Origin of the sequence: Olivibacter sp. 47, from assembly GCF_030372825.1 — a bacterium.
GTDB classification, from domain to species: domain Bacteria; phylum Bacteroidota; class Bacteroidia; order Sphingobacteriales; family Sphingobacteriaceae; genus Olivibacter; species Olivibacter oleidegradans.
The window spans coordinates 4,780,581-4,807,384 of sequence record NZ_JAUCNR010000001.1; the positions used below are offsets into that span (position 1 = coordinate 4,780,581).

Annotated in this window: 24 protein-coding genes and 2 pseudogenes; 22 read left to right on the forward strand and 4 right to left on the reverse strand. The window is 38.2% G+C overall.

All coding sequences use genetic code 11. The features are described from left to right. The first annotated feature begins 165 nt into the window (after positions 1-165). From porK to QT327_RS20745, 8 genes are all read left to right on the forward strand, one after another. Entirely contained in the window at positions 166-1,494 is a 1,329-nt protein-coding gene (gene porK, locus QT327_RS20710) for a T9SS ring complex lipoprotein PorK/GldK (protein WP_165446975.1), read from the forward strand. 73 nt (positions 1,495-1,567) lie between these two features. Continuing rightward, a complete protein-coding gene (gene porN / locus QT327_RS20715) occupies positions 1,568-2,602 on the forward strand; it encodes a type IX secretion system ring subunit PorN/GldN (RefSeq protein ID WP_130856188.1) in 1,035 nt (344 codons plus the stop codon). A gap of 258 nt (positions 2,603-2,860) precedes the next feature. After that, positions 2,861-3,523, forward strand: coding sequence for a hypothetical protein (locus tag QT327_RS20720; RefSeq protein ID WP_013665292.1), 663 nt, complete (start codon positions 2,861-2,863; stop codon positions 3,521-3,523). A gap of 7 nt (positions 3,524-3,530) precedes the next feature. Continuing rightward, positions 3,531-4,337, forward strand: a complete 807-nt coding sequence (gene porL / locus QT327_RS20725; protein ID WP_013665293.1) for a type IX secretion system motor protein PorL/GldL — start codon at positions 3,531-3,533, stop codon at positions 4,335-4,337. Between the two features lie 40 nt (positions 4,338-4,377). Further along, entirely contained in the window at positions 4,378-5,910 is a 1,533-nt protein-coding gene (gene porM, locus QT327_RS20730; protein WP_130856189.1) for a type IX secretion system motor protein PorM/GldM, read from the forward strand. Positions 5,911-5,971: 61 nt separating this feature from the next. Continuing rightward, a complete protein-coding gene (fcl, locus tag QT327_RS20735) occupies positions 5,972-6,913 on the forward strand; it encodes a GDP-L-fucose synthase (RefSeq protein ID WP_130856190.1) in 942 nt (313 codons plus the stop codon). 249 nt (positions 6,914-7,162) lie between these two features. Continuing rightward, on the forward strand, positions 7,163-8,599 hold the full coding sequence (locus QT327_RS20740; RefSeq protein ID WP_130856191.1) for a lipopolysaccharide biosynthesis protein: 1,437 nt from the start codon (positions 7,163-7,165) through the stop codon (positions 8,597-8,599). A gap of 20 nt (positions 8,600-8,619) precedes the next feature. Beyond that, the gene (locus tag QT327_RS20745; protein ID WP_130856192.1) at positions 8,620-9,519 is read left to right on the forward strand and encodes a glycosyltransferase family 2 protein; all 900 of its coding nucleotides are present in this window, start codon (positions 8,620-8,622) and stop codon (positions 9,517-9,519) included. Between the two features lie 50 nt (positions 9,520-9,569). Here QT327_RS20745 and QT327_RS20750 read toward each other — a convergent pair whose 3' ends face one another. The 4 genes and pseudogenes from QT327_RS20750 to QT327_RS20760 form a co-directional block, all read right to left on the reverse strand. Next, a complete protein-coding gene (locus QT327_RS20750; protein ID WP_354004829.1) occupies positions 9,570-10,796 on the reverse strand; it encodes a phospho-sugar mutase in 1,227 nt (408 codons plus the stop codon). Between the two features lie 18 nt (positions 10,797-10,814). Continuing rightward, a pseudogene (locus QT327_RS28330) lies at positions 10,815-11,308 on the reverse strand (phospho-sugar mutase); the annotation flags it as partial. Positions 11,309-11,406: 98 nt separating this feature from the next. Then, positions 11,407-11,778, reverse strand: a complete 372-nt coding sequence (locus tag QT327_RS20755; RefSeq protein ID WP_130856194.1) for a helix-turn-helix domain-containing protein — start codon at positions 11,776-11,778, stop codon at positions 11,407-11,409. 72 nt (positions 11,779-11,850) lie between these two features. Next, a pseudogene (locus tag QT327_RS20760) lies at positions 11,851-12,359 on the reverse strand (UpxY family transcription antiterminator). A 384-nt stretch (positions 12,360-12,743) separates the two neighbouring features. On the opposite strand from QT327_RS20760, the gene QT327_RS20765 reads away from it, so the two are divergent. The 14 genes from QT327_RS20765 to QT327_RS20830 all read left to right on the forward strand — a co-directional run bounded on the left by QT327_RS20765 (position 12,744) and on the right by QT327_RS20830 (position 26,726). Then, on the forward strand, positions 12,744-13,499 hold the full coding sequence (locus QT327_RS20765) for a GNAT family N-acetyltransferase (RefSeq protein ID WP_130856196.1): 756 nt from the start codon (positions 12,744-12,746) through the stop codon (positions 13,497-13,499). A gap of 298 nt (positions 13,500-13,797) precedes the next feature. Next, positions 13,798-14,691, forward strand: a complete 894-nt coding sequence (locus tag QT327_RS20770; protein WP_130856197.1) for a glycosyltransferase family 2 protein — start codon at positions 13,798-13,800, stop codon at positions 14,689-14,691. 41 nt (positions 14,692-14,732) lie between these two features. Next, entirely contained in the window at positions 14,733-15,812 is a 1,080-nt protein-coding gene (locus QT327_RS20775; protein ID WP_130856198.1) for a DegT/DnrJ/EryC1/StrS family aminotransferase, read from the forward strand. A 40-nt stretch (positions 15,813-15,852) separates the two neighbouring features. Then, positions 15,853-16,998, forward strand: a complete 1,146-nt coding sequence (locus QT327_RS20780) for a TDP-N-acetylfucosamine:lipid II N-acetylfucosaminyltransferase family protein (RefSeq protein ID WP_130856199.1) — start codon at positions 15,853-15,855, stop codon at positions 16,996-16,998. A gap of 22 nt (positions 16,999-17,020) precedes the next feature. Further along, entirely contained in the window at positions 17,021-17,821 is an 801-nt protein-coding gene (locus QT327_RS20785; RefSeq protein ID WP_130856200.1) for a polysaccharide biosynthesis/export family protein, read from the forward strand. Positions 17,822-17,841: 20 nt separating this feature from the next. Beyond that, positions 17,842-20,187 (forward strand): GumC family protein, encoded by a 2,346-nt coding sequence (locus QT327_RS20790; protein WP_130856201.1) that lies wholly within the window; start codon positions 17,842-17,844, stop codon positions 20,185-20,187. A gap of 3 nt (positions 20,188-20,190) precedes the next feature. After that, positions 20,191-20,427: a hypothetical protein gene (locus QT327_RS20795; protein ID WP_289553913.1), complete on the forward strand. Its 237-nt coding sequence runs from the start codon at positions 20,191-20,193 to the stop codon at positions 20,425-20,427. A 602-nt stretch (positions 20,428-21,029) separates the two neighbouring features. Then, on the forward strand, positions 21,030-21,503 hold the full coding sequence (locus QT327_RS20800; RefSeq protein WP_289553914.1) for a hypothetical protein: 474 nt from the start codon (positions 21,030-21,032) through the stop codon (positions 21,501-21,503). Further along, entirely contained in the window at positions 21,490-22,500 is a 1,011-nt protein-coding gene (locus QT327_RS20805; RefSeq protein WP_130856203.1) for a glycosyl hydrolase 53 family protein, read from the forward strand. The genes QT327_RS20800 and QT327_RS20805 overlap by 14 nt, the downstream gene beginning before the upstream one ends. Before the next feature lie 27 nt (positions 22,501-22,527). After that, positions 22,528-23,595 carry a glycosyltransferase family 4 protein gene (locus QT327_RS20810; RefSeq protein WP_130856204.1) on the forward strand — a complete coding sequence of 356 codons (1,068 nt, stop codon included), beginning with the start codon at positions 22,528-22,530 and terminating at the stop codon, positions 23,593-23,595. Next, the gene (locus QT327_RS20815; protein ID WP_130856205.1) at positions 23,583-24,131 is read left to right on the forward strand and encodes a serine O-acetyltransferase; all 549 of its coding nucleotides are present in this window, start codon (positions 23,583-23,585) and stop codon (positions 24,129-24,131) included. Before QT327_RS20810 ends, QT327_RS20815 begins: the two co-directional genes overlap by 13 nt. A 156-nt stretch (positions 24,132-24,287) precedes the next feature. After that, positions 24,288-24,938, forward strand: coding sequence for a glycosyltransferase (locus QT327_RS20820; RefSeq protein ID WP_289553915.1), 651 nt, complete (start codon positions 24,288-24,290; stop codon positions 24,936-24,938). Continuing rightward, positions 24,938-25,441, forward strand: coding sequence for a glycosyltransferase (locus tag QT327_RS20825; RefSeq protein ID WP_289553916.1), 504 nt, complete (start codon positions 24,938-24,940; stop codon positions 25,439-25,441). The genes QT327_RS20820 and QT327_RS20825 overlap by 1 nt, the downstream gene beginning before the upstream one ends. Before the next feature lie 52 nt (positions 25,442-25,493). Continuing rightward, positions 25,494-26,726 (forward strand): glycosyltransferase family 4 protein, encoded by a 1,233-nt coding sequence (locus QT327_RS20830; protein WP_130856207.1) that lies wholly within the window; start codon positions 25,494-25,496, stop codon positions 26,724-26,726. Positions 26,727-26,804: the final 78 nt, after the last annotated feature.

The following is a 26,804-nucleotide window of genomic DNA, read 5'->3' on the forward strand; positions in this document are numbered from 1 at the left end:
GTGCATTTAAAGAAAGATCAATTTATTTTGATGGCTTATGGCTCAATTGGTATATAAATCATCAAAATCACGTTGCAAAATATTTGGTGATAAAATAGAAAAGTGTAAATATCGGAACACCTCTTTATAAAGAGCTGTTCACTGCCATTAAAAATGATAATTGAAATGAGAGCTTTAAACAGATTTAGTCGGATTGCCGGTCGTGCTGCGTTTGGTGGTATAATGGCACTGGCATTATCCATGACGGCGTGTAAATCAAATAAGTTATATGATTCTCCCCGAGTTTCGTCTTTCCGGGGTAATAGGCTGCCGGCACCTCCGGGAATGGTATACATCCCTTCGGGAACGATCTTCTATAAGAGTTCGCAAGATAGTAGCGACATGGGGAAAAACGTAAGCTTAAGTGCATTCTTTATCGATGAGACGGAAGTCACAAACAGACAGTACCGCGAATTTGTAAACTGGGTTGCCGACTCGGTTGCTGTTGTTGATTATTTAAAAGACGATCAGTACTTTTTAAAAGAAGACAACACGAATGAAGACGGCGCTAACGACGCAAATGTGGAACGACTGATTGATTGGAAAAGGGTGAAAAAAGAGTCTCCCTTATGGCTAAGTAAAAATCCGGAAATTCAAGAGAAGCTGCGTCCAATGTTAACCATGAAGGCAGGTAAAAGAGTTTTAAACGATGCCCTGCTAACTTATCGCTTTTCTTATTTAAAAATGGACGGCAGGAACAATGATCAATATGTAACAGACACCGTGGGAGTGATGCCAGTAGACGACATTTGGTCAAAAGATTTTCCAAATGCTCAAATGCATGCTATGGATGCAAACTACTTTTATCATAAATCTTTTGACTACAATCCGGTGGTCGGTGTAAGTTGGAAACAGGCCCGGGCATATGCTGATTGGCGAGGAAAGGAGATTATGGCAAGTTTGCAAAAGAACTCCTATCTAAAGGGGTATCAATTGACTTTCAGCTTACCTACCGAAGCCCAATGGCAATATGCCGCAGAAGGGAAGCTTGATCCGGTAGATACGATTCAACGGACCCGATTAACAATCGATGATCGCAAATCAGACAAAAAAAGACTTGCAGTAAACTTTAAGCAAGGAGAAGGGACCTATTCAAGAGATGGATCTACCTTTACGGTTCCTGTAAAAGCTTATACTCCGAATGCATTTGGCGTATATAATATGGCCGGAAACGTGTCGGAATGGACGTTGGATGCTTTCAGCCCCTCAGCCATTGAATTTGTGAACGACTTAAATCCCGTTTTATTATACGACGCCGATGATCGTGCAAGTTATGCGTTGAAACGGAAAGTAGTTAGGGGTGGATCTTGGAAAGATAATGGAAGCATGCTGAATAGCGATGCGAGAAATTACGAACAACAAGATGAAGCACATTCCTATATTGGATTCAGGTGTGTAATGTCAGCTTTTGAAATGGCAACCCCACAAGTAAAAACAAGAAAGTACAAAAATTGATGGTTTCAAAATTGCTCCTTAGAGCGTATCTCGAAACGCTAGAAAATCATTGTTGAGAAAAAGAATAATAATTATGAAAATGTTTTTGACCGGTATATTGAGTTTCTTCTGCTTTTTCGGATTGTTGGCGCAGGAAACTCCGGATACAACTATTGTAGAAGAGGGAATAAGTGGAACGATCCCCGATTCGATGGCAGGCAATGGTAGTGTGTTATTGATCGATACTGTGCCCCAAACGGATGGCTATTATCAGGTGAGTGATTTACATGACGCTGTACCTTTTGCTTATCCAAAGGTTAATCCAAAGAATATTCGTTTTTACAAGCGCGTGTGGAGAGACATCGATTTGAAAGATAAAGAGAACTATATTTTTGCTATCCCCGGAGCTTCATTGATGGAGGCTATTATGAAAAGTATCAAAGAAGGTAAATTAACGCCTTATAATCCGGAAGATGATGGTTTTAAAACGAAGCTGACTGCAAGAGAGGGAGAAGCTCGCTTTACAGATAGCGTGCTGGTACCGATTTTTGACAACGAGGGAAACCAAATCGATGCCAAGATGACTTTAAACGAATTTAACCCGGAAAAGGTGACGAAATTTCGTATTAAAGAAGATATATTTTTCGATAAACAACGAGGCAAACTGGAAACAAGGATTATTGGGGTAGCGCCTTTGATGACAATCAATTCTTCGGCGGAATTGGCGGAGTCGGTCGGAGAAACACCCGCCTTTTGGCTGTATTTTCCACAATTGCGATACACGTTGGTACAACTGGATGTGTCTGATCCCGATAAGGAGCTCTATGATATGACAATGGACGATCTATTTGTACAGCGTAAATTTTCAAGCAAGATTGTACGACAAACTTCTCCAAGTCAACGGATGCAATATGCGGCCGACGGACAGGATACGACAGAAAGAGACATCCAAGATAAGATTCAGCTTTATAAGGACCGTTTATGGCGCAATCCCAAAGGGGTCAACTCGGATGATTTAGTTTCGAAGGACGAGGATTATTTGCGAGAAAAGAAGGAAAAGAACGACCGAAAGAAGGAAAAGGCAGTGTTGAGAAATGAACAGGCTGAGGGTAAAGAAAGTCGTCAATAGTAGTCATTGATACTTTTAAACGTTTTATAGATTGTCAAAACTTAGGTTACGATCACTGGTAGTAAAGGCCATACATGCATAAATGTGTAGTTATACTCGATTGATATGGGGCAAAACAGAATAACAATTATTTGATAAAGCCTTCATGATTTTTAAACTTACACGAGGGATGAATAATGGAGTTTACGAACTCTTGAGCAGCCCTTAAGCGAAGATCGGACGGCTTCATCGCCTTTAAAAAATGCAAATTATATACGGATGAAAAAAATCTTCATATTTTTTATTACAGCACTTGCTAGTCTGCAAGTAAAAGCGCAGATTTGGGAAGAATATTCTAGCTTTTATCCCGGTGTAGGCATTCATGTGGGAACTAGGGGGCTCGGAATAGAGGGAGCTTATCCGTTATCGGACGCATTCAATGTTCGATTGGGAGCAAGTATCTTTCCTTCCTCTAAGATGAAATTAGGTAATCGGGTGTTTGAAATAAACCGTTCAGACGTAACTTTATTGGCGGATTGGCAGCCGCTTATTGGGAAAGACAGTTGGATTGCCCGTAAATGGATTGTTAGTGCTGGAATAGGATACTTTTTTGAGAACAGGTATGAGCGTTATGTTGGAACGCGCAAGGTGGCTGATCAAAAGAAGGATTATGGCGTTGAATGGGGGAAATTAAGACCTTACATAGGAACAGGAATAAACGGAATAAGGCTTTCACAACGATTAAATATGGCGGTTAATGTAGGGTATTATATCCCTATAGAGTCGACAGCGATAAAAATCTACGAAAAGGATCCTGTTGACATACCAAAATTACGTGAAGATTTAGATTCTTTCCCTTACAATATGGTGCCCGGGGTAAATGTACAAGTTGGAATATCGTATATCTTTTTTAAAAACAGTTATAATAAATATTTCCAATAATTTAAGTATGAAGAAGAAAGACAATTCAAATTGGCTACACGTAGCTATCTCATGGGGAGCCAGTGTGGTAATCTTAGGAGCTCTGTTTAAAATACTCCATATTGGCGGAGCAATGGCAAACTACATGATCGGAGCAGGTTTAGGTGTAGAGGCTCTATTGTTTTTTTTAATGGGTTTCAACCCGCCGCCTAAGGATCCTGAATGGGAAAGAGTTTATCCTGAGCTAGCCGATGATTATAGCGGAGAATTACCTAAAACTTCGGCGAGGCCGATACAAAATCCGAACGCCTCAACTACCCTCGCCTTGGATAAAATCTTTGCTGATGCTCAGGTTGGACCGGAGACCATTGCCAGTTTAGGTAAGGGTTTACGTTCGTTTAATGAAAAAGTGACCGCCATTAGCAACCTTTCCGATGCTTCTTTTGCGGCCAACGAGTTTACAGAGAAGCTTCGTTTAGCTTCATCTAAATTCGACAGTTTAAGTGTTGCCTTTGAAAAGGCGTCGGCCAATCTTGTTGCCATGTCGTCTACTAACTCGGACACTCGTGGTTACCATGATCAGGTACAACAATTGACTCAAAACCTGAGTTCCCTAAATGCGATGTACGAGCGCGAATTAAGAGATTCAAATGCGCATCTACAGTCAATGAATAGGTTCTATGAACAGCTAAGCTCTACTATGCAGAACTTCAATGAATCTTTAGACGACTCAAAAATGTTTAAAGATGAAGTGAACAAGTTAGCGAAAAACCTTGCTGCCTTAAATGCAGTTTACGGCAATATGTTAAGCGCTATGAACCAACCGCGCATGTAGTTTTCCGGATATTATTCATTGACAATTAAAAACTTAATTAATGGCTTTAGGAAAAGAGACCCCAAGGCAACGGATGATTAATATCATGTATTTGGTATTATTGGCCATGCTGGCGTTGAATGTATCAGATACCATATTGGATGCCTTTAAGAATATAAATGATAGTTTGGAAACTTCGAGATCGAATGTCAACAATTCGGTAGAACAGTTATTTATGGCTTTTGAGAATACCAAGCTAAAAGAAGAGCCGGAACGCGCAAGACCTATCTATGAAAAGGCGAAACAGGCGAGAGCTATAGTAGGTGAGCTGAACGAGTATATCAATACACTGAAGAAGGAGTTTGAAAAGCAGGGTGGTGGTTATGATGAGGATACAGGGGATTTGTCGCAACGCGATAATATGGATATAGCCCCTGGGTTGATGATTAACAAGAAGAAGGGTGCTGAGTTAAAAGAGAAAATAAATGGCACAAGAGAAAAGTTGCTGGCATTATTGGACGAAAAGGATAGGGGAGCAGTAACATTTTCTCTGGAGGCTAACGATCCGGAGAAACGTGTTAACGGAAAGAAAAAATGGGAAGAAATTAATTTTGGCGATGGCACTCCGTTGACTGCTGCCATGGCTATTTTAACCAAAATTCAAACCGATGCACAGAATGCAGAGTCGGATGTGGTGAAACGCATCTTAGGGAAAATGGACCAGGCTGTCGTAAACCTGGATCAATTTGCTGCAGTAGCAGTTGCCCCTACCTCTTATCTGATTCAGGGACAGCCATACACTGCTGAAGTTTTCTTAACGGCTTATGACTCTAAATCAGATCCGTCTATTTCTGTAAACGGGAGTGCTTTACAGGTAAGTAATGGAAAAGGGGTGTATAACGTTAACACCTCTAAAGAAGGCGTCTTTACATGGACCGGTGTTATTAAAGTAAAACAAACGGATGGAACGATAAAGGAATATCGCACTCCCGAACAACGTTATCAGGTATCGAGACCATCGGCCGTTGTTTCTCCGGACAAAATGAACGTGCTTTACATCGGTGTTGATAACCCCTTATCCATATCCGCCCCGGGAACACCGGCCGATAAGATTAAGGTCAGTATGAGCGGTGGCAGTTTATCGGGTTCAAACGGGAAGTACGTAGCGCGTGTGTCATCTCCCGGAACGGCTAAAATATCGGTGTCAGCTGAAGTGGCACCAGGTAAAGTGCAAACCTTGAGTACAACGGATTTTAGGGTGAAGCGGATCCCGGATCCCATCGCTAAATTTGGTGGAAAGTCAGGTGGTGCGATGGCTTCCGTTGCTTTAAAAGCACAAAATGCCTTGTTTGCAAGTTTAGAAAATTTTGATTTCGACGCTAAATTTAATATTACCAAATTTACCATGATCTTAGCAAAGCCACGAGCCGATGCCATTGTTCTTTCAACTAGCGGAAACTCCTTAAGTGCTGCGATGAAGTCGGCTTTGAATGGAATAGGCCCGGGAACAAGAGTTATTTTTGATAATATTATTGCTGTTGGGCCTGACGGGGCTCCAAGGCAGTTAAATGCGGTGGCATTGTCTGCCAATTAACATTATCTTAACTTTTGAAGGTTATGGTATGCCTTAGCATTCTTTAATAAAATTGATTTATATGGAAAAAGATTCTAGAATTTATATCGCAGGCCATCGTGGCATGGTTGGCGGCGCTATTACCCGTCATTTGAAATTAGCAGGTTACACTAATTTAATTACTAGAACTTCTGCTGAATTAGATCTTCGTAATCAAGGGGCCGTCCACACATTTTTTCAGGTAGAAAAACCGGAATATGTCTTTTTAGCAGCCGCAAAGGTAGGAGGAATTGTAGCAAATAATACTTACAGGGCTGATTTTTTATATGACAACCTGTTGATGGAATGCAATATAATTCACGCAGCATATCAGCAGCAAGTTACGAAGCTTATGTTTCTAGGTAGTAGTTGTATTTACCCAAAAATGGCTCCTCAACCTTTAAGAGAAGATTACCTTTTAACGGGGCCGCTTGAGCACACGAATGAACCTTACGCGATTGCTAAAATAGCAGGTATAAAATTATGTGAGGCTTATAGAGATCAATATGGGTGTGATTTTATAAGTGTCATGCCTACGAATCTGTATGGAATAGGCGATAACTACCATCCTCAAAATTCTCATGTATTACCTGCCCTGATTAGACGATTTCATGAGGCGAAAATAGCTAATGCTCCTTCTGTAACGATATGGGGGACAGGGACACCTAAGCGGGAATTTTTATATGCAGATGATCTGGCTGATGCTTGTATATTTCTAATGCAAACCTATTCTGAAAAAGAATTAATAAATGTTGGAACTGGAGAAGATTTAACTATTAGCGAGTTAGCTGAGCTCGTTAAAGATGTTGTCGGATTTGAAGGAGAAATTAGGTACGACACATCTAAGCCGGACGGTACCCCTCGGAAGCTTATGGATGTCAGTAAATTACATAAATTGGGATGGAAGCACAGTGTAGATTTAAAGGAAGGGCTCGCACTCGCATATGATGACTTCTTGCATACTCAGATAGTTGCTGAGCGCTAATTTCAACCCATCAACGCTTTAACCCCTGTCGTCTTTTAAAGATAATAGGGGTTATACTTTAATGAGGCCCTTTATGTTTTAGTCCGAGCGTAGAAATGGTGCTAAAATTTCGAAGGTCTGTATAATTTACACACTTTTATATTCTCTCTAGATTGCTTTTCTCACAAATAGAACGTTCATTTCTCACCGTGCGTAATTCCGAATTTTACGCTTAGTTTTACCGCGGAAATAAAACAGAAATAAGAAGGAATGGACAGTTCGAAAAGTTTGGTGTTGAAAGGAATTTTTTGGAATGGCGCGCAACTGGTAATTAATCAATCTTTTGCATTTATAGTTAAACTAATATTAGCTAAATTGTTATTGCCAGAACAATTTGGGCTAATAGGCATGGCCGCGGTTTTCACCGGATTTGTACAAGTGCTTACCGATTTGGGGTTTGGTGCAGCCTTAATTCAGAGAAAAGAGGAGGACTTAAAGCCCGTGCATTTTCATACCGCATTTTGGACAGGATTGTTATGGTCAATCGCCTTGTTTCTTCTGATGAGTTTTGTGATCGCTCCGCTAGCTGTCGAGTTCTACCATGAAGAGCGGTTAAGGTTGTTGATTCCTGTGATCAGTTTAGGTATTCTTTTTACTCCCATCAACTTGGTTAATAAAGCTCAGCTATCTAAAAAGATGGAATTTAAAAAAATTGCCAGTATAGAAGGAGCCGCTAATATAGTGGCAGGCATTCTCTCTATTATTCTTGCATTTGCCGGAGCGGGGGTATGGTCATTAGCTTTCAATTCTTTTGCTATGGTAACTTTTGCTATCCCTTTTTACTTCAAAGCCACAAATTGGCGTCCGAAATTTCAATGGAATAGGCAGGCGTTTAAGGATGTGTTCGGATTTGGTGTGCTTGCGTCTGGCACGAATCTCGTGAACTACATTATCAACAATATTGATTACCTGCTAATTGGAAAATTTCTTTCAGCGGCATTGTTAGGCGCATATTCTTTCGCCTTTGTATTAACCGATTTGTTTAGAAGCCGCTTGATGGCGGTTATAAACAATGTAATGTACCCACTTTATGGTAAGAAGCAGTCGGAACCAGCAGCCATTAAAAAGTATTATCTAAAAGTAGTAAGCTACAATTGTATCATTGTATTTCCGGTCATGTTGTTGTTTTTTACCTTAGCAGAACCGTTTGTATTGAATTTTTTTGGTGAGAAGTGGCATGCCTCCATTATCCCTTTACAGATATTAGCTGCCTCAATTATGATTCAGATGCTAGTAAATAGCAATACTGTTTTGATACGAGCCTTAGGTCGGCCGGGCTTGGAAATGAGGCTTCAAATCATTAAGGCAGTCGTTTATATCCCGTCGCTTGCTTATGGTGTTTATGCTGGGGGGATTATTGGTGCTTCTTGGGCAGTATTTTTCAACAAAATATTTAATGTGATCGTTGCGCAGTATGCCTTTAGGTACCTGCTGGATCTGAAAATAAGCACATTGGAATTGTTAAGTGAGGTGAAAGCAGCTGTGATTGGTTCGTTAATAGCTTATGGAATCGGGTTTTTGTTACTCAATATAGCACATATGAATTTCGTTGCAGTGGCTATAGTCATGGTAGCCGTTTTTGCTGGCGTAATATATAAGATGGTAGGTCAGGAGTTAATGTTACATCTGAAACCTCAAAAGAAGTAAAATATATTCATGCTGATCAAATGAAAGAACTATCAATAACCTTTGTTTCTATTATAATTCCTACTTATAGGGATTGGCCGAGGCTTGCGTTATGTATCAGCCATCTGAAGAAGCAATCTTGGCCAACGTCAAACTTTGAAGTGATTGTTGTTAATAATGATCCAAATGATTTTGTACCATCCTCGATTATGAACGATTTACCGCAGAACTTCAGTATTATAAATGAACAAAAATCCGGGTCATATGCAGCACGTAATGCCGGCATTCAATTAGCAAAGGGCAATATCCTTGGATTTACGGATTCAGACTGTATACCTGATAAAGATTGGATAAGGAATGCGGTTACGCTATTTAATGCCAAAGCATGTGATCGAATTGGAGGTGCTATTGAAATCTTTTATGATAATGAAGAAAAACCGACGGATGCGGAACTTTACGAGAAGGTGTTCGCCTTTAAACAAGCCGAGACAGTAAATGCTAGTGGTGCTTGTGTAACGGGGAATATGTTCAGTTATCGTTATGTTTTCGATAAGATAGGACTTTTTAACGAGACGTTATTTTCAGGAGGCGATTATGAGTGGGCCCGGCGCGCGTCAGATGCGGGCTTTTCTATCATATATGGCGAAGATGTAAAGATATTTCACCCTGCGAGAAAGTCAATGCAGGAGTTGATAAAAAAAGCAAAAAGGGTTGGAGGAGGGACGGCTCATCAGTTACTTGGGGCAAAAGGCGCTGCTATTAGAGATTATCTGAATACTTTTGAACCCTCACGATATGCCTTGCATATGCTTAGACTTTACGGAGGAGAACTTTCCTTATGGCAAAGGCTGAAAGTATTTGGTTTACGTCTATATATAAAACATACAATGAACTTAGAAAAGATGAAAGTTGTATTTGGAAAGAAGGCGAATAGAGAATAAAGTATGCTGGGTTAATTTTTGAAATTTATCCAGCATACTACTTTATTATTCTACTTTAATAAAGTATTCATCATTTCCTCAATTTTACGGTCTAGCGCTTCGCTGACTTCTTGATAGTTTTCCAAGGTGTCCAATGGGAGTTTGGCGCTGCAATAAAACTTAATCTTTGGCTCAGTCCCAGATGGTCGAGCGGAAACAACACTTCCGTCTGATAACACAAACTGAAGTACGTCTGATTTTGGCAGCGCGAGGGAATCTTGTTTTTTTGTTATCAGATCAGTGCTTATCCCGTTTTCGTAGTCTTTTAATAAGGCGACGGTACTACCACCTAATACTCTTGGCGTCTCTGTTCGTAATTTTTGCATCATCAATTTAATCTCTTCTGCACCGCTTTGACCTTTTTTCGTTAAAGAAACGAGCTTCTCTTTATAGAAACCATGCTTTATATACAAGTCAACTAATGCCTCAAAGAGCGATTTCCCTTGATTTTTATAATAAGCGGTCATTTCGGCAATAAAAGCACACGATACGACAGCATCTTTATCTCTCACTAAATCACCAACAAGATAACCATAGCTTTCTTCTCCGCCTACAAGAAATTTCTCCTTATGCAGAAGTTTGGTCATCAATTCACCTATGTATTTAAATCCTGTTAGCACTTCATAGCACTGTACACCGTGGCTGAGAGAAATATCACTTATTAAATTCGTTGTAACAATCGTTTTGCAAGTGTAATCAGTTTGTGCTAGACTCCCTTCGTCTTTCTTGGAGCTTAAAACATAATCTACCAAAAGGGAGCCGATCTGATTTCCGTTCAATAGTTGAAAATCTCCTTTTAAATTTTTTACCGCAACGCCAACTCGATCGGCATCGGGATCCGTAGCTAAAAGTAAATCTGCATCTAGTCTAACGGCCTCTTGCAGGCCTATGGACATCGCTTCTTCCTCCTCAGGATTTGGATAAACAACGGTCGGAAAATTTCCGTCGGGAATTGCTTGCAATTCAACAGTGGACACATTTTTAAAGCCCCATTTGGCCAGCACTTTCGGAACCAGGGTGATTCCTGTTCCGTGGATAGGTGAGTAAACGATCTTAAGGTCCCCTTGTTTTGTGATAATATTTGGCCTTAATGATAAAGCAGCCAGTTTATTAATATAGAGGTGGTCTATTTCCTCATCAATCTTCCGAATAAGCTCTGACTTCCTTGCAAATTTTACGTCATCGATTGACAAAGCATTTACTTCCCCTATTACATTTTTGTCGTGAGGTGCTATCATTTGACCACCGTCACTCCAGTAAGCTTTATAGCCGTTATATTCTTTTGGATTATGTGAAGCCGTTATCATAACACCGCTTTGGCAGGCAAGCTCTCGGATGGCAAACGATAATTCGGGCGTAGGCCTTAATGCTGAAAAAAGGTATACCTGAATGTTGTTTGCTGAAAAACATCAGCCACTGTCTGAGCAAATAAGGATGAAGAATTACGGCTATCGTAACTTACGACGACTTTTATTGCTTGATTTGGGTAAGTTTTCTGTAAATAGTTGGACAAGCCTTGTGTGGCTTTTCCAACCGTGTAAATGTTCATTCTATTTGTGCCCACGCCCATAACACCTCTGAGGCCTCCTGTGCCGAACGACAGATCTTTGTAGAAAGCATCGTTTAACTCTTCGATATTATTTTGGAGGATTAGGTCCTTGATAGCACTTTTTGTTTCTGTGTCATAATTGCCGTTCAGCCACTGCTGAACTTTTTTTTCGATGGATAATTCTAAGCCGTTAATTGTCATAGGTAAATCAATATGTATCTTAAAGCGGTATAACAGGTACGCACGAAATGCGAAACCCCGATATAAAAGTAACAAAAGCTCGTAAAAAACGAAAGCCGTTAAGATTTTTTCGGCTCTTGTTTTACTTGGTTAACCAGGAGACGATTATACTCCTCTAAAATTCTGATGTATTTGTCTTTCCAATAGCTGCTACTAATTTCGGGGCCAGTTTGTGAATCCTCCTCTGACGTTTTTGCTGGCGCTATTACTTTTTGAAATTCGTCTTCAGTGAACAATTCAGGGAATTCTTCTGAAAAATCATGTTTCAATGCGCAGCCAATGCGGAAAATGATTTCAGGTTTTAAATTTTTTTGGTTGAACCAATTGTATATAGATCTTCTATTTACATTTGTCAAACGCGCCAGTTCGCTTATACTGTAACCATTACGCCTGATAATTCTTTCAATAATATGGCCATAATGTTTGTCCATAGATGTCTGCATTAGGATTAGATTTGCTTGGGTTTATTTTCAAAAATACTCTGATGATTCTTTCATCGGTCGTTAAGCACGTAATAAGTTTTGCTGTGAAACGCTTACTTTAGCTATCAGTGCGCAATTAAATTGCTCTAAAACCATGACGACGGATTTTCCCTTCACCGTTATGACCTCTCCCTGCCAATCGGACAAAATACCTGCTCTTACTTTGATGCGATCCCCAGGATTTACTTGATCAAATGAAACGGTTTCTAACCCCTCGTAATTTTTGGCAACCAAGTTCTTTATCATGTCGATCTCTTCTGGCGTGAGTTTTGCAGGTTTGCCACAGTGATGTACAATATTAACGACACCCGCGGCTTGTTCAACACGGCTTTGTTCAAGAGCGCTAACCTGCGCAAATACATAAGATGAAAACAGTGGGATTTCTACTATTTTTTTCTGTCTGCCCATTGTCTTTTTGTTTTAATCAGAGGACAGAAAGATTCAATTCCCTGTTGAAGTAGAAGTTGATTTACTTTTTTCTCCCATTTAGGCCGTGTGTAAATAGCGATCCATTGTCTTTGATTTCTCATTTTACTAGCTTTGTTATTTGTGCACTATGCTGTCTTTGTAATCACTACAAATGATCAAATTAAGAGTCAAATTTAGCCTCTTGTTGGCGTCTTTTGGTTGATTTTCATCCTTTTGTAGCATATTTTATGGCTATATGTGCACTTCAGCTCAAATGTTAACGGAATGCCACGGAATTGTGAGAAGAAGCTCCTTTTTTATGATCAAAGCAGCATGGATAACGCGATTTCCTTATAAATGTGTGAATTAATTCACATTCTTATCTACAGATTTCAAAAGAGGCGCTCTTATTTGGCAAAGGTGCGTTATACTTGCAGAATATTGAAGGATGGATACATCTGTTTTTCCCAACTACAACTAGAATAACTGTCAAAATTTTACCATGTATGTATGAGGTTCGGCGTTTAAAAAAGACCGATGTGCGATTAGCCAACGCAATATGCGAATCTTTGAAGTCTGCCTACGATCCTTATGTATCGAGATTCTTTGTTCATCAAGACGAGGGATATATCAGGTTTTTTCAGTCTATTCTTGATCATCCTGCTTATGCAACTTATTATGTATATGATCAGTTGTCTGACGAGTTATCTGGTTTTGCATGTTTTCAATTTTTAGAAGGAATTATTTTTTTAAAGCACATTGTTGTCGATAATCGGATGCGTGGAAGCAGAATAGGAACGAAGCTGCTGACCGATGCCATGGCAGATATTAAACAAACCCTACCCAAAGGCGATTACCTATTTCAACTTCATGTTTTCGAAAGGAACAGCAGGGCCTTAAGTTGGTACTTAAGCATAGGTATGGAACCTTTAGATTGTACGTACTGGTACGATTTAAGATCATTGACCGATATCAATAGCCCGCTAAATGGTATGAATAAACAGCTTTTCTCGACACAAAGGGATAATTTTGGGTTTGAACAAATCTACTATAACGAAAACTATATAGGTACCATACTGGCAAGAAGAACACTGATAGTGAAAAATGAAGACATGCTTAGCCAACATCCGGTTTTATGCGCTGCGCTGCGACATTTTAAACTTTCTTTTATAGGTTACATTAGTAGTGAGCCGCTCCAATATGAACTGGTAGATACGGCGTTATTAATGAGCAAGCCGGCAGACCTACTCGTTTTGGCTTAGCCATTCAAAACCGTGTATCTGTAGTTGATGTGTTAATTCGTGTTATTGTGTGAAACTATCTACACAATTTCGTTGATATGCGCTATTTGTTACCATAATAGCTCTGAAATAAGGATTTTATTGTTGATTTAGTAATCTTTGCAGTGGATTTATACGATATAAGTTTTGACGGATTTATATCAAGAAAAAATGACCACTGTAAGTGGAATGGCGAAGCTCTTTCTTTTTGTATAAATTGTTCTTTTGCTGAGTTTAATAATTTCTTAATCGAAAATTGAACGGTTCAAAGTTATCTGTAATGGTCAGTGTAATAATTCCCTGTTTTAATTGTGAGGGCTATCTATCAAGAGCCGTCGAAAGTGTGTTGAACCAAAAGTACAAGGATTGGGAAATCGTTTTTGTAAATAACAATTCAAGTGATGGCTCACAAAAAATAATCGAAAAGTATGTTAAGCAGTTTCCTGAAAGGATGTGCTCCGTGTATGAGTATAAAAAAGGTGCAGGCTTTGCTCGTAATACAGGCTTAAATTTGGCAAAAGGCGAATGGATTCAATTTTTAGATGCGGACGATGAAATTTTGCCAGACAAGCTTCTTGACCAGCTTGAGATAGGAGTGGATGCAGATGTGGTTATTGGGTCCTTCACCCGAGTTTACCGTACCAAGATGCGACCATGCAACTTTAAGGTTGTGTCAGGAGATAGTATTTGGAGGTCTTTATTTTTTTCACGAGCTGGGATAACTAGCGCAAACCTATACCGTAAACACTCATTACTCGCAATTGACGGATGGAATACTACTATCAGTTCCTCTCAGGAGTATGACTTGATGTTCCGGCTTCTCAAGAATAATGTCAGCATAAAAATGAGTGAAAAAATATGCGCAATAATCTATGAAGAACAAAACTCGGTCTCAAGGCCTTCCGATTTAAAAAAAAGACAGAAGATCGGTGAAAACTACGTCGAATTACGAGTAAGGATAGCGGAGCACTTGAATGCTATTGGGGGGTGGGACAAAAAATTGCGCAAAGATTTCGCAGTATCAATTTACAATATGTTATTGGGACTGAGAGGAGCTTCTGTATCAAGTGCCTCAACCAAGATGAGAAGCCTTAACCTTACGGTGCCAATTCAATATAAGGTGCCTTTAATTTTAAAGCATTATATCAAGCGATTTATCATCAGAAGTATTTAGTGTCATTCAAATAAAAACAAGGATCGAATAATTTCCAGCGTATGATTTATGTTACCCAACCGTTTATGCCTCCTCTTGACGACTATCTTGCTTATATTAAAGATATTTGGCAGAGGCATTGGCTTACTAACAATGGCCCTCTTGTGAATCATCTTGAACTTCGCTTAAAACAATACCTTGATGTTGACCATATGGTATTCGTAACAAATGGAACAACTGCGTTACAGATAGGGCTTAAAGCACTTGGAATGAAAGACGAAATCATTACCACGCCCTTCTCGTTTGTCGCAACAACTAGTTCACTAGTTTGGGAGCATTGTAAGCCGGTTTTTGTTGATATTGACCCTAAAACCTTAAATATAGATCATTCCTTAATTGAAGCGGCCATTACGGAGAAAACAACAGGTATAGTTGCAACTCATGTTTATGGTAATCCTTGTGAGATAGACGAAATACAAAGAATAGCGGATAAGTACAACTTGCGCGTTCTCTATGATGCTGCGCACTGTTTTGGGACGAAGTATAAAGGAAAGTCGATTTTTAGTTATGGAGATGCTAGCGCACTTAGCTTACATGCAACGAAAATTTTCCATACAATAGAAGGTGGCGCTATATTCACTAAATCCCCTCAACTGTTAAAGAAAATTGCTTATATGCGTAATTTCGGATTTAGTAACGTAGACGAAGTGTATGACATCGGAATCAACGGCAAAAACTCGGAATTTCATGCTGCCATGGGGCTAGCCAATCTTCCTTATATTGATGAGATTATGAATTATCGAAAAACGCTTTATAGCTATTACGATCAAAATTTAAGTACCTTAGAAGCAAAAAGAATCGAAATCAACAAGGACTCAGAATTCAACTACGCATACTATCCCCTAATTTTTGATTCGGAAGAAACATTAACAAAAAATGTTGCGGAATTAAATAATAACCGGATTTTCCCCAGGCGATATTTTTACCCTTCGTTAGCGAATCTGCCATATGTAGGGTCTTCAAACACACCAATCGCAAATGATATAGCCAAGAGGGTACTTTGCTTACCACTTTATCATGAACTCTCGTTGGAAGAAGTCAATTTTGTATGTCGTATTTTGTTAAGAGTACAGAATAATTAAAGAAATCGATGTATAAATATTTATGTGAAAAAGAAAAGATATGAATCTACATATACTTGATGACGAGAAGTTCTTTGACCCTTTTGTCCAGAAGCTTGAAGCATTGGGACTGTTAGGTAATAACATTTTTGTGGTAAAAGAATGTGGCTCGCTAAAATATATAAAGCGGCAAGACCTGATTTATTGCAGAATGTGTGATTCTCGGCGGATCGGTAATACAAGACATTATGCAAAGGTCTTCATTCACTGTTTTACGCGAGATCTATTCGAATGGGTATATGATAATGATTTTCAGGAGCTAAATTGGATTATTTGGGGAAAAGACCTTTACCTAACCGAAGACCTATTTGAAAAGCAAACGAAACATATTGTAAAGAAGATTAAAGATCGACGTTCTGCCATTGAACTTCGTTTGACTCGTGCTCGACACTTTTTTCTCAATATTGACTTAAGCAAAGTTTATACAAAGGTGGCGAACGTTTTAACTTGGATAAAACCTGAATATGACTATGCAGTAACCCATATTAAGGGGTTAAAAGCTAATCATTTGGATTTTGCTTACATGTTTGAGTACGATGCCGAATTTATCGTAAGCCAATTTTTGTATAATCGTAATTTTAAACACAAGAAAATTAGTGATTTTAAGATCGTTCTTGGCAATTCGGGTGTTGCTTCCAATAATCATTTAGACGCGTTGGAAGAGTTAAGACAGCTCGGATTTGAAGAAATAGTTATTCCGTTAAGTTATGGTAACGAGAAATATATTAAGATCTTACAAAAAGAAATTGAAAGGAAGCCGTTATTAACAAAAATAACCTACCTTACTCAGTTTTTAACGCTACACGAGTATCTAACCGCTTTTTATAAGTCTGATATATTTGTTAGCAATTCGATTCGACCGCTTGGTATGGGCAACATTTGGATTGCACTTCTTTTGGGTAAGCTTGTTTTCATGAACCCAAAAAATCTTGTGTTCGATTTTTTAAAATCAATGGGACTTCAAGTCTTCGCTATTGGGGAGCTAGAAAGCGTAGAAGATATTGCGCAAACTATAGACGTAAAGGCCAATGTGGACATTGCTATCGATTTTTTATCGACAGCACGAATAGACGCAATGTATAGAAACCTTTTTAGTGCAACTGTAAGAAACACCTCAGAGCTACACCTATGTACATCTACATTATAAATAAATATACCAAATTAAGACTATGAAAACTAAATGCAAAAAGCCTTTGATGATTTTCGTAATGGCAATAATCGCGATTACCTCCGCTTGTACTAGTTCTAGAAAGTTGAAATACTTTCAGGATCTGCCCGAGGTAAAATCGGGAACAGAGTTCGCGATGATCAAATTTGAAGAGGTGAAGATCAAGCCAGATGATATTTTGAATATCCGTGTAAATACAGTAGATCAGGAAGCATCGGAAGCTATTAATAGTGGAAATACGTCAGTACCTGGAAATATTGTAGGAATTGGAACGAGTGTTAACAGTCAAATGGTCTTAGGGTACCTTGTTGGTCAAGATGGAACTGTTGAAATTCCTATTCTAGGCAAGATTGATCTTGCTGGTAGTACGCTTCTGCAAGCGAAGGAAAAAATCCGTGAAATCGCTTCTCAGTATTTTAAGGGCGCTACCGTTAGCCTGAGATTCTCTAATTTTAGGGTTTCTGTATTAGGTGAGGTTGGACGTCCTGGTACCTTTATCATTCCGAATCAACGTGTCTCGGTATTGGACGCTATCGCTTTTGCCGGTGATTTATCAGTGTATGGCCGCCGTTCCAATGTGCTTGTTGTGAGGAAAGATGATGAAGGAAAGGCAGTCGCGGTAAAGATGGATTTAACTTCTAAAGATGTTTTTAATTCACCATACTTCTATTTGAGGCAGAACGATATTGTATATGTTGAACCATCAAAAGCCAAGCTATTAAACGCAGACACTTCTCTTGTTAGATATTTAAGCTTATTAGCATCATTAGTATCGGTGGGTATACTGGTGTTTAGAAATTAATCTCCGTAAAAATTAGGATTATGAAAATGCAAGTAGATAGAGACAACGATAAAAAAATGTCAAGGTTTTTTAAACGCATGGCCAGCTTCTGGTACGTTTATCTTTTAGGAGTTTGTTTCTTTGTTTTGTTGGCATTCGCTTACTTGAAATATTCAACACCTCAATATTTGGTGTCCGGGGTTTTAATGTTAAAGGATCAAAAGAGTATGACGGAGAGTAAAGCTGTAACATCATTTGCAAATGATAACGGACTTTCTTTTCTGCTCAAGCCGACAGAGAACGTAATGAATGAAATGAAGGTGTTGTCTTCTAGAAGTTTAGCACTTGAGGTTGTAAAGGAATTAAATTTGAATATTAAAACGGGAATAAAAAACGGTCCTACATTTAAGGAACTTTTTGATAAAACTCCATTCAATGTATCTGTCAGCAAAATTATTGTCGATTCCGTTAAAGAACGAAACTTTGAAGTCGAAGTTTTGGAAGGTGAGAAGCTCCGTATTATAAGCGAAGATGAAAATTTTAACAAGGTAATTGCGGTCAATAATATCCTTAATACAAAACAATACAATATTGGCATTTCGAAGAAAGAATCGGCGGAATTGCGGATTGGAGAAAAGTATTGGATAAACATTATCTCGGAAAATGCGGCAGCCAACTCATTACTAAATAGTTTTAGTGTAGAGCTAACCGATAAAACTGCTACAACAGCCAACTTACAATTATTCTATCCTGATCCGAAACGGGGCGAGTTGATCCTTCAAACTATAATGAGTAGGTATATAAGTGATAATAAAGATAAAAAAATTAGGTTAGCGGATAGTATGTTGGTGTTTATTGACGACCGATTGAACTTGGTAGCATCTGAATTGACTGATGTCGAAAAGGAGTTGGAAGGATTTAGAAGCAGCAACCGAATTACCGACTTATCTGAGCAATCAAAAATGCTAGTTGGCAACGCGAATGAATATTATAACAGGTTGAAAGACCAGCAGGCTCAATTGAAAGTGATACGTCAACTAGAAGCTTACGTGCAAAATCCTTCGAATAGCCATATACCTAGTTCTACAGTAATCCAAAATGCTGCTTTTAATTCTTCTTTGAACCAGTATAATGTATTGTTGCAAGAATATGAAAAGAAGAAATTATCATATACAGATTCGAACCCCGTAATCATCAACCTTACACAACAGATCAAATCAGAAAGAAATAATCTACTTCAGAACATAGCGTCTTACAAAAAGGAATTGCAAGTGACAAATGAAGAGTTGGGACGGGTAAATAGCGGGTTTAATAGCCAAATAAGCCAAGTTCCAGCCAAGGAAAGGCAGTTTGTTAACTACAGTCGTCAGCAGGAACTTAAACAACAACTCTATGTATATCTATTACAGAAGCGTGAAGAAGCTAATATTGCAAAATCATCTAACGCGGAGCTCGCCAACATAGTTGATGATGCAAAAAGCAGCGAAGGCCCTGTAAAACCCATGCCTTCTGTCATCTATTTAATGGCAACTATGATGGGGCTGATTGTGCCTTTTGGCTTTCTAAATTTGAGAGAATTAACACGTACAAAAATCCAATCTGAATTTGATTTTGAGCGGTATAGTGATGTTGAAATTATCGGAAAGATTGGACATAGTGCTTCCGAACAACAACATGTGGTGGGATCAGGAGCTAGAAACTCAGCACTCTCAGAAGGGTTTAGGAGCTTGCGAGCCAACCTGTACTACGCCTTGCAGTCTAAGCAGTCCAAAACTATAATGGTCACTTCTACTATCAAGGGAGAGGGCAAAAGCTTTATGTCTCTCAATCTAGGTCTTTCTCTTTCATTAACTGGGAAAAGGGTGGTTTTTGTTGAACTTGACTTGCGACAACCTAAGTTGGCAGCGATGATGGGTATTAACGAGCCTGTAGCGGGATTTTCGGAAGTAATTTCAGGCCGTTTAGAGGTGGAAGATTGTATTGTGCAAAGTCCACTTAGCCCGTCATGTTTTCTGTTAAGCGCTGGCATTTCAATCGAGAACCCTGCGGAACTAATTCTTGATGAAAAGGTTGAAGCTTTGTTCGACAAGTTAAAGCATCGATTCGATTACGTCGTTGTTGATTCACCTCCAGTTGGGTTAGTGTCAGATGCTTTTATAATCCAACAATATGTTGAGATGACGGCCTATGTGTGCCGGCATAATTATACTAAAAAAGATCAGTTCGATTTTATTAATGAATTAAATAAAAAGAATCGGCTCAAAAATATGTATTTGATAGTTAATGATATTAATGTAAACAGCTCAGCGTACTATAGCTATGGATATGGATATGGTTACGAAGATACGTTAGAGAGAAAGAACTGGAGAAAACGATTGAAGCTTTAAAGTATGAAAAATGAAAATTTTCCTTTAGAACTTAGTTCTTATGAAGGAGTGGTAAATGAAACATACGGTGTGATGCCATTTTACAGAAGTAGTATCAATTTTGCCGTTTTGTTCTTTCCAATAACATCATTTTTACTTATCCCCTCTGTACAAGGCACAACCATCATAAGTGTACTTATAGCGATTCTTTTTGGGGTTGTATGTGCGTTTCCTGCAGGGAATCAAAAAAAATGGTCTTAAGAGATTTAAGCGTTTTCTTTTTGATTTATATCTGCTTTAGTATAATCTCTCAATTTCTTAATCTGATCTATGAGTTAAAATTAGATGAGCGAATCGTGCTAATAAATCAGGGTATGTTTTTGGATTACTTTTATCGACCTTCCCATTTGACACAATCTCTCTATTTAATGATCTCAGTTATAATTTATTTGCTGGTTAAATATTACGCCGATCATTCCATTATAGATTATATTTATTGGGCCTTACGTATTTTATGCTTTTACGCGATTTATGAAGTGATCTTTTATATGATAACGGGTAGCCCTGGAGATTTCGTGACCAATAGAAAGTTTGGAGAAACCTCTGCATCTTTGTTTCAAACAACTACTATTGCTGGTATGAGATTTCAGAGGATGAAAGGATATACAGGCGAACCATCAATGTTCACCTTTACTATACAACCTTTTTGGGTGCTAAGTTACGCCTTACGGAGAAAGTTTGATTCTGTGTTATTACTTGTTTGTTTAATTTTTACTTTTTCTACTACCGCATACTTTTCAATCATTGTTTTTTTTATTGCTTGGTTCGTTTACAGAAAACGCTACAAACAAATTTTTTACGTAATGATTGTCGTACTCGCGGTGTTGGCAATACTACAACTGGACGCATTTCGCAGTACATTTGATGCACTTTACGACAGCGTGTTTGGGAATAAGCTCAGCGGCGATAGTAGTTCGTCGCAAGATAGGGGTGGTAAGTTCTCTTATCATCTTGCTTACTGGACCGGGTTACATTTTCCACATAAACTCTTTGGAATAGGATTTGGATATATTCGATCAACGGACTTTATTACAACGATACTTGTAAATAATGGTATCATAGGCTTCCTGGTGTTTTCCTTCTTTATATTGAAGCATACGCGTATTTTTATTCTTCAGCGGGATGTGGCTTTTTGTTATAGTATAGGGCTGTTAATTCTCTATTTTAATTTGATGGCAACGGTCCCTGAGTTTATGTACCCTTCTTTTTGGATTTTTCTAGCGCTAGGCTATATATTGAAAGTTTATTATAAAAACAAATCGGATGCTGTATTTTGAGAAACTCCTTGGGCTTATATTTCTGATATTCTTTTTATCATCGAGTAACCGTGTTAACGGGCAGACAAAGGAAAACAGAGTATTTATTTGGGGAATAAATGGGCATCCTTTTACGCAACAGGCATATAACAAACGTACCTGGGCAGAACAACTTTCATTTTTGAAAGATCTGAAGGTGGATTATTACCGGATTGATGTGCCTTTAGCGAATACAGGGCGATCGAAAAACGAAGCCGCATTTTACGCATTTGTAAGACAACTAAAGTCCATCAATGTGAAACCGATGCCAGCCGTTTTTCCAAGGATTGATACTACTGTAATTGACTCATTGAACACCTATAATTTGTATTATGAACAAGGGAAAACATTTGCAAAAGAATATGGAGACCTAATAGATGTTGTGGAAGTAGGAAACGAGTGGGAAACAAAATTGATAAAAAGCAGAAAGCTTGATGGAACAAGAGCCTCTCACTATGACCTAGTAAAGGCGAAGAAGCGGATGTGGTTGCTGCAAGGGTTTATTAACGGTATGAAGACAGTTAAATCATCTTTACGTGTAAGTATCTCTTTGGGTTGGACGCATTGGTATTATCTAGAGTTGTTAGAAAAGCATCATGTCAACTACGATATTATTGGGTATCACTGGTATTCAGACATGGGGGATATTACAAATGCTAGAAAGCCTTACGGTGATTTTTTGCCGACGCTTAAAGAAAAATATAGAAAGGAAATTTGGGTTACTGAGTTTAATACTCATGCGGGAACAGTAAAGCATTCGTTTGCGTCTCAAAAAGACTATATAGCGAAAAGTATAGAGCGAATTTTGAAGCATAAAGTAATTAGTGGTTTATTTATTTATGAGTTATTCGATCAACCTGCGCTAAAGCCAAGATATCCAGATGAACCGAATTATGGTTTGATATACATGGAAGGAAATCAACGTCGTTTAAAACCTGCTTATTTAATTTTTAGACAATTTATAGCTTCGACGAAATAATAACTAATTTTATTTCTCTCATAATTCATGACAATATATATTAATGGTAAATACCTTACACAGCGACTTACGGGTGTGCAGCGCTACGCTTTTGAGATTACAAAAGCGTTAGTATCACTAGAGGTAGATGTTAAAGTAATTATTCCCTCTTTCTTGGAAACTACTGAAATTGATCTGCCGGGGCATGTATTGTTACCTCTAGACGGATGTAAAAGCATAATACTTTGGGAACAGCTAACTATTGCACGGTTTTTAAAAAACAAAAATGACTATATTTTATTGAACCTTTGTAATATAGGCACTCTTTTTAACAAAAATCAAGTGCTTTGTATTCACGACATGACATATAGGGTAGATCCTAAATGGTTTAGTTGGGCGTTTAGCAAATATTATCAATTTATGATACCAAAACTGGTAAGGATAGCAAGGGAGATTGTAACCGTTAGTGAATTTTCCAAAAAGGAAATAGCCGATCACCTTGATGTGAGTAAGGATCGTATTACAGTAATTTATAATGCACCATCGAATGATTTTGTATATAGCAGTGTCGAAAATATAGTATGTAACAAAGAAGACTTCTTTTTGTTTGTAGGGTCTATGCATCCCAGGAAGAATATAAATCTATTAATTAAATTATTTTCTTTGGAAGAGTTCAGAAATCAGAGACTGGTCGTTGTTGGAGCTAAATCGAAAGAGTTTGCAGAAGTGGATTTCGATTTGCCTACAAATGTTGAGGTATTTGATAAATGCAATGATAGTCAGTTAGCAAGTTTATACCTTCGAGCAAAGGCACTATTGAATCCGTCGATATATGAGGGTTTTGGAATACCGATAGTCGAAGCAATGGCTAGCGGATGTCCTTTGATAATATCTGATATACAAGTTTTTAAAGAAATAGCTGGGGATGGTGCTATTTATTTTAATCCAAACTCTTTAATGAGTTTAAAAAATGCTTTTAATACTTTTTTAAGTAAATCTCAAGAAGAGGTAACCCATATTATTCAATCTAATTTTACACGTAGTAAAGAGTTTACTTGGGAGCGTTCGGCAAAAAAATTATTGGATCTTATAAATAAATCGCAATGGGTTGGATAAAAGAGACAGGACGAGATCTTCGACAGCTGAAAAAAGTTTATGAAATCAATTATTTGCTGGCAGTGTTAGCGAATCGTGGCTTTCACGCACTTTTTGTATATAGATTAAGCAACTGGTTGTATAAAATAAAGATCCCATTACTACCTTTAATATTAACAAGATGCATCCAAATACTTTATGGTATAGATATCGATTACCGATCGTCCATCAGCGGCGGGATTGTGATCATACATGGAGTGGGGTTAGTAATCGGAGAAGGAGTTGTTATTGAGGAGGGCGTGACCCTGTACCATGGGGTTACCTTAGGTAGAAAGAGACAAGGAAAGGTAGTGCCAAATGATGATGGGTTTCCCTCCGTTGAAGCAAACAGTGTAATAGGTGCCGGTGCCAAGTTAATCGGTCCGATAAAAATCGGTAGAGGGAGTTTGGTTGGGCCAAATTGTGTCCTTACTCAAAGTATTGATGCAGAAACTCTGGTGAAAATAAGTCAACAAAGTTATATATTAAAAAATATTCGATCAACTTCAACTAGTTAAGGGTCAAGAAATAAAGTCGACAATCCTATTTGAATAAGGAAAACTTTGATGTTTTAATATCATCACAACTATTACCCTAGTCATTAGTTCGCTTAAATCTTGAATCTTTATAAAGAAGATTTTTAGTCAAATTACAGACCGCAAACATTACTATATATGAAATTAGCAATTGTTCAAGACGATATTGTTCGAAGAGGGGGGGCCGAGCAGGTAGCCTTAAGTTTTCATCAGGCTTTTCCAGATGCACCGGTTTATACACTTGCATATGATCCTCACGCTACATATGAAGAATTTAAACAAGTGAACATTAAAACAAGTTGGTTTGGTAAGCTTGTGAGAAATGAGGACACGATGAAAAAGCTCTTTTTCCCTTTTGGAGTTTGGGCAATGAGACAGTTAGATCTAACTGCCTATGATGTTATACTTCAATCTACGACACATTGCGCTAAGTATATCAAAACAAGAAGTGATGCATTGATCATTACGTACTGCCATACGCCATTTCGCTTAGTTTGGCGATCAGAAACCTACGAGCAGGTGAGAAATGCGTCGTTCTTAAAGAGAATAGCGTTTCAATATGTTATTAATCGTTTGCGAAAAATTGATTTAAAATCTGCGAGAAGGACTGATTGGTTTGTTACAAACTCTAGCGAAGTTGTACCCAGAATTGAACAGGCTTATCATCCTAAGCAACCAATTAGCGTTATTAATCCATCAGTTAAATGCAAAAATTTTTATGTGGATGAAAATCCTGAAGATTATTTTTGGTTGTCTCCCGATTTGAGCCTTATAAAAAGGTTGACTTAGTGATTGAGGCATTTAATCAAATGCCTGATAAAAAGCTATTGATAGTGGGAAAAGGAACAAAGGAAAATGAATTACGCTCTATGGCAGGACCTAATATTCAATTTCTTAAATCACTAAGCGCTGATGCATTAGCAACGGTTTTTGCGAGATGCAAAGCACTGATATTTCCGCAGCTTGAAGATTATGGTATAACACCTCTTGAAGCAAGTGCTTCAGGCAGACCTGTAATTGCTTATGGTAGTGGGGGCGTACTCGATACTATGATACCGGTTAGTGATATTTCAAGCGCTGAGAGATCGACGGCTCTATTTTTCAACACACAAACAACCGAAGCGATTATACATGCCGTGAGTATATTTGACAACTTTGCTTTTAATTCGGCCTTTATCAGGAAACATGCTGAATCATTTGATGAAGAACAATTTGTAATGAAGATAAAAAAGTTTGTAATTGAAAAGCATAAAGAGCATTGCGAAGCTAAGGTATTCGACTTTGTGAATTAATTCAAAGAGCTCGAGGTGATTATATATTTAGCGTAAAATTAATATAAAAGTTGTGAGAATACTTTTGGTGAATACGTTTTATTATCCGAAGCTCATTGGAGGAGCTGAGGTTTCAGTTCAGTTACTTGCTGAGGGGTTGAAAGAACAGAAGCACGAGGTATTTGTAATAACACTGGGTGCTAAGGATGAAGTGGTGAAATTAAATGGTGTGGTTATAATACGGTTGAAAGAGAGAAATATTTTCTCCCCCTATTCAGGTATAAAGAGAAATCTCATTCAAAAAATAATCTGGTTCTTTATTGACTCGGGAAACCCTTTTTATAATTCCAAATTGGGGAAAATTTTAAAAAGAATTAAGCCAGATATCATTCACACAAATAATATTCAAGGCTTTTCGCCGCATATTTGGAAAACGTTTAAGAATATGGGATTTCCTGTCGTTCATACGATGCGTGACTACTATCTGCTCTGCCACCGCTGTAATATGCACAACAAGCTAGCAAATTGCGAAACATTATGTACGCCTTGCGCTTTTACCCATTATATCAAAAAGAGATATATGGATTATCCGGATGTATTTGTGGGAATATCCAAATTTATTGTCAATAAACACCGAATTTTTGGTGATTTCTCGAAAATGAAACATGCTAAAGTGGTATACAACGCTGTTGATATGCCAAAATCGACCCTTATAAAGGCTGCAAACGAGAAGGTCGTTTTTGGATTTATGGGTAGAATAGCGGAAGATAAGGGGGTCAGTTACCTGGTTGAACAATTACGAATCGTACATGCTAAGTTCCCAGATAGCTTTTCTTTGGTGTTAGCAGGGAAAGGGGATGATCTTTATCTGAACATTATTAAAGAAAAGCTTGACGGTATAATCTGTCATTTTGTTGGCGTAGTAAGTCCTACGGAATTTTACAAGCAAATAGATGTATCCATCGTGCCATCAATTTGGGAGGAGCCCTTTGGTAGGGTTGCGATTGAATCTTTAGCTCATAGCGTGCCAGTTTGTATGTCAAGTAAAGGAGGGTTGCCCGAAATCTTTAACGGCGAATGCGCATGGCTTTTCAATCCCGAAAATGACGAGTTATCGGAAATTTTATTAGAAATAATAGACAATAGGGAGTTGATAGAACAGAAAGGCAAGCTCTCGAAAAAACATGTTGTTCGATTTAACAATGAAAATAATATCACAAACTATCTGCGTCTATATAGTCAAGTAACCAATAAAGAGGATTTACTTCATAAGGATAATCATGATGATATGCACCTTATAGTCTAGCATTTTCCTATGGTGTAAAAAAATAGAGGCCCCTTTTAGAGAGCCTCTACTTAGCAGTGATCAACAGTCTTAAATACT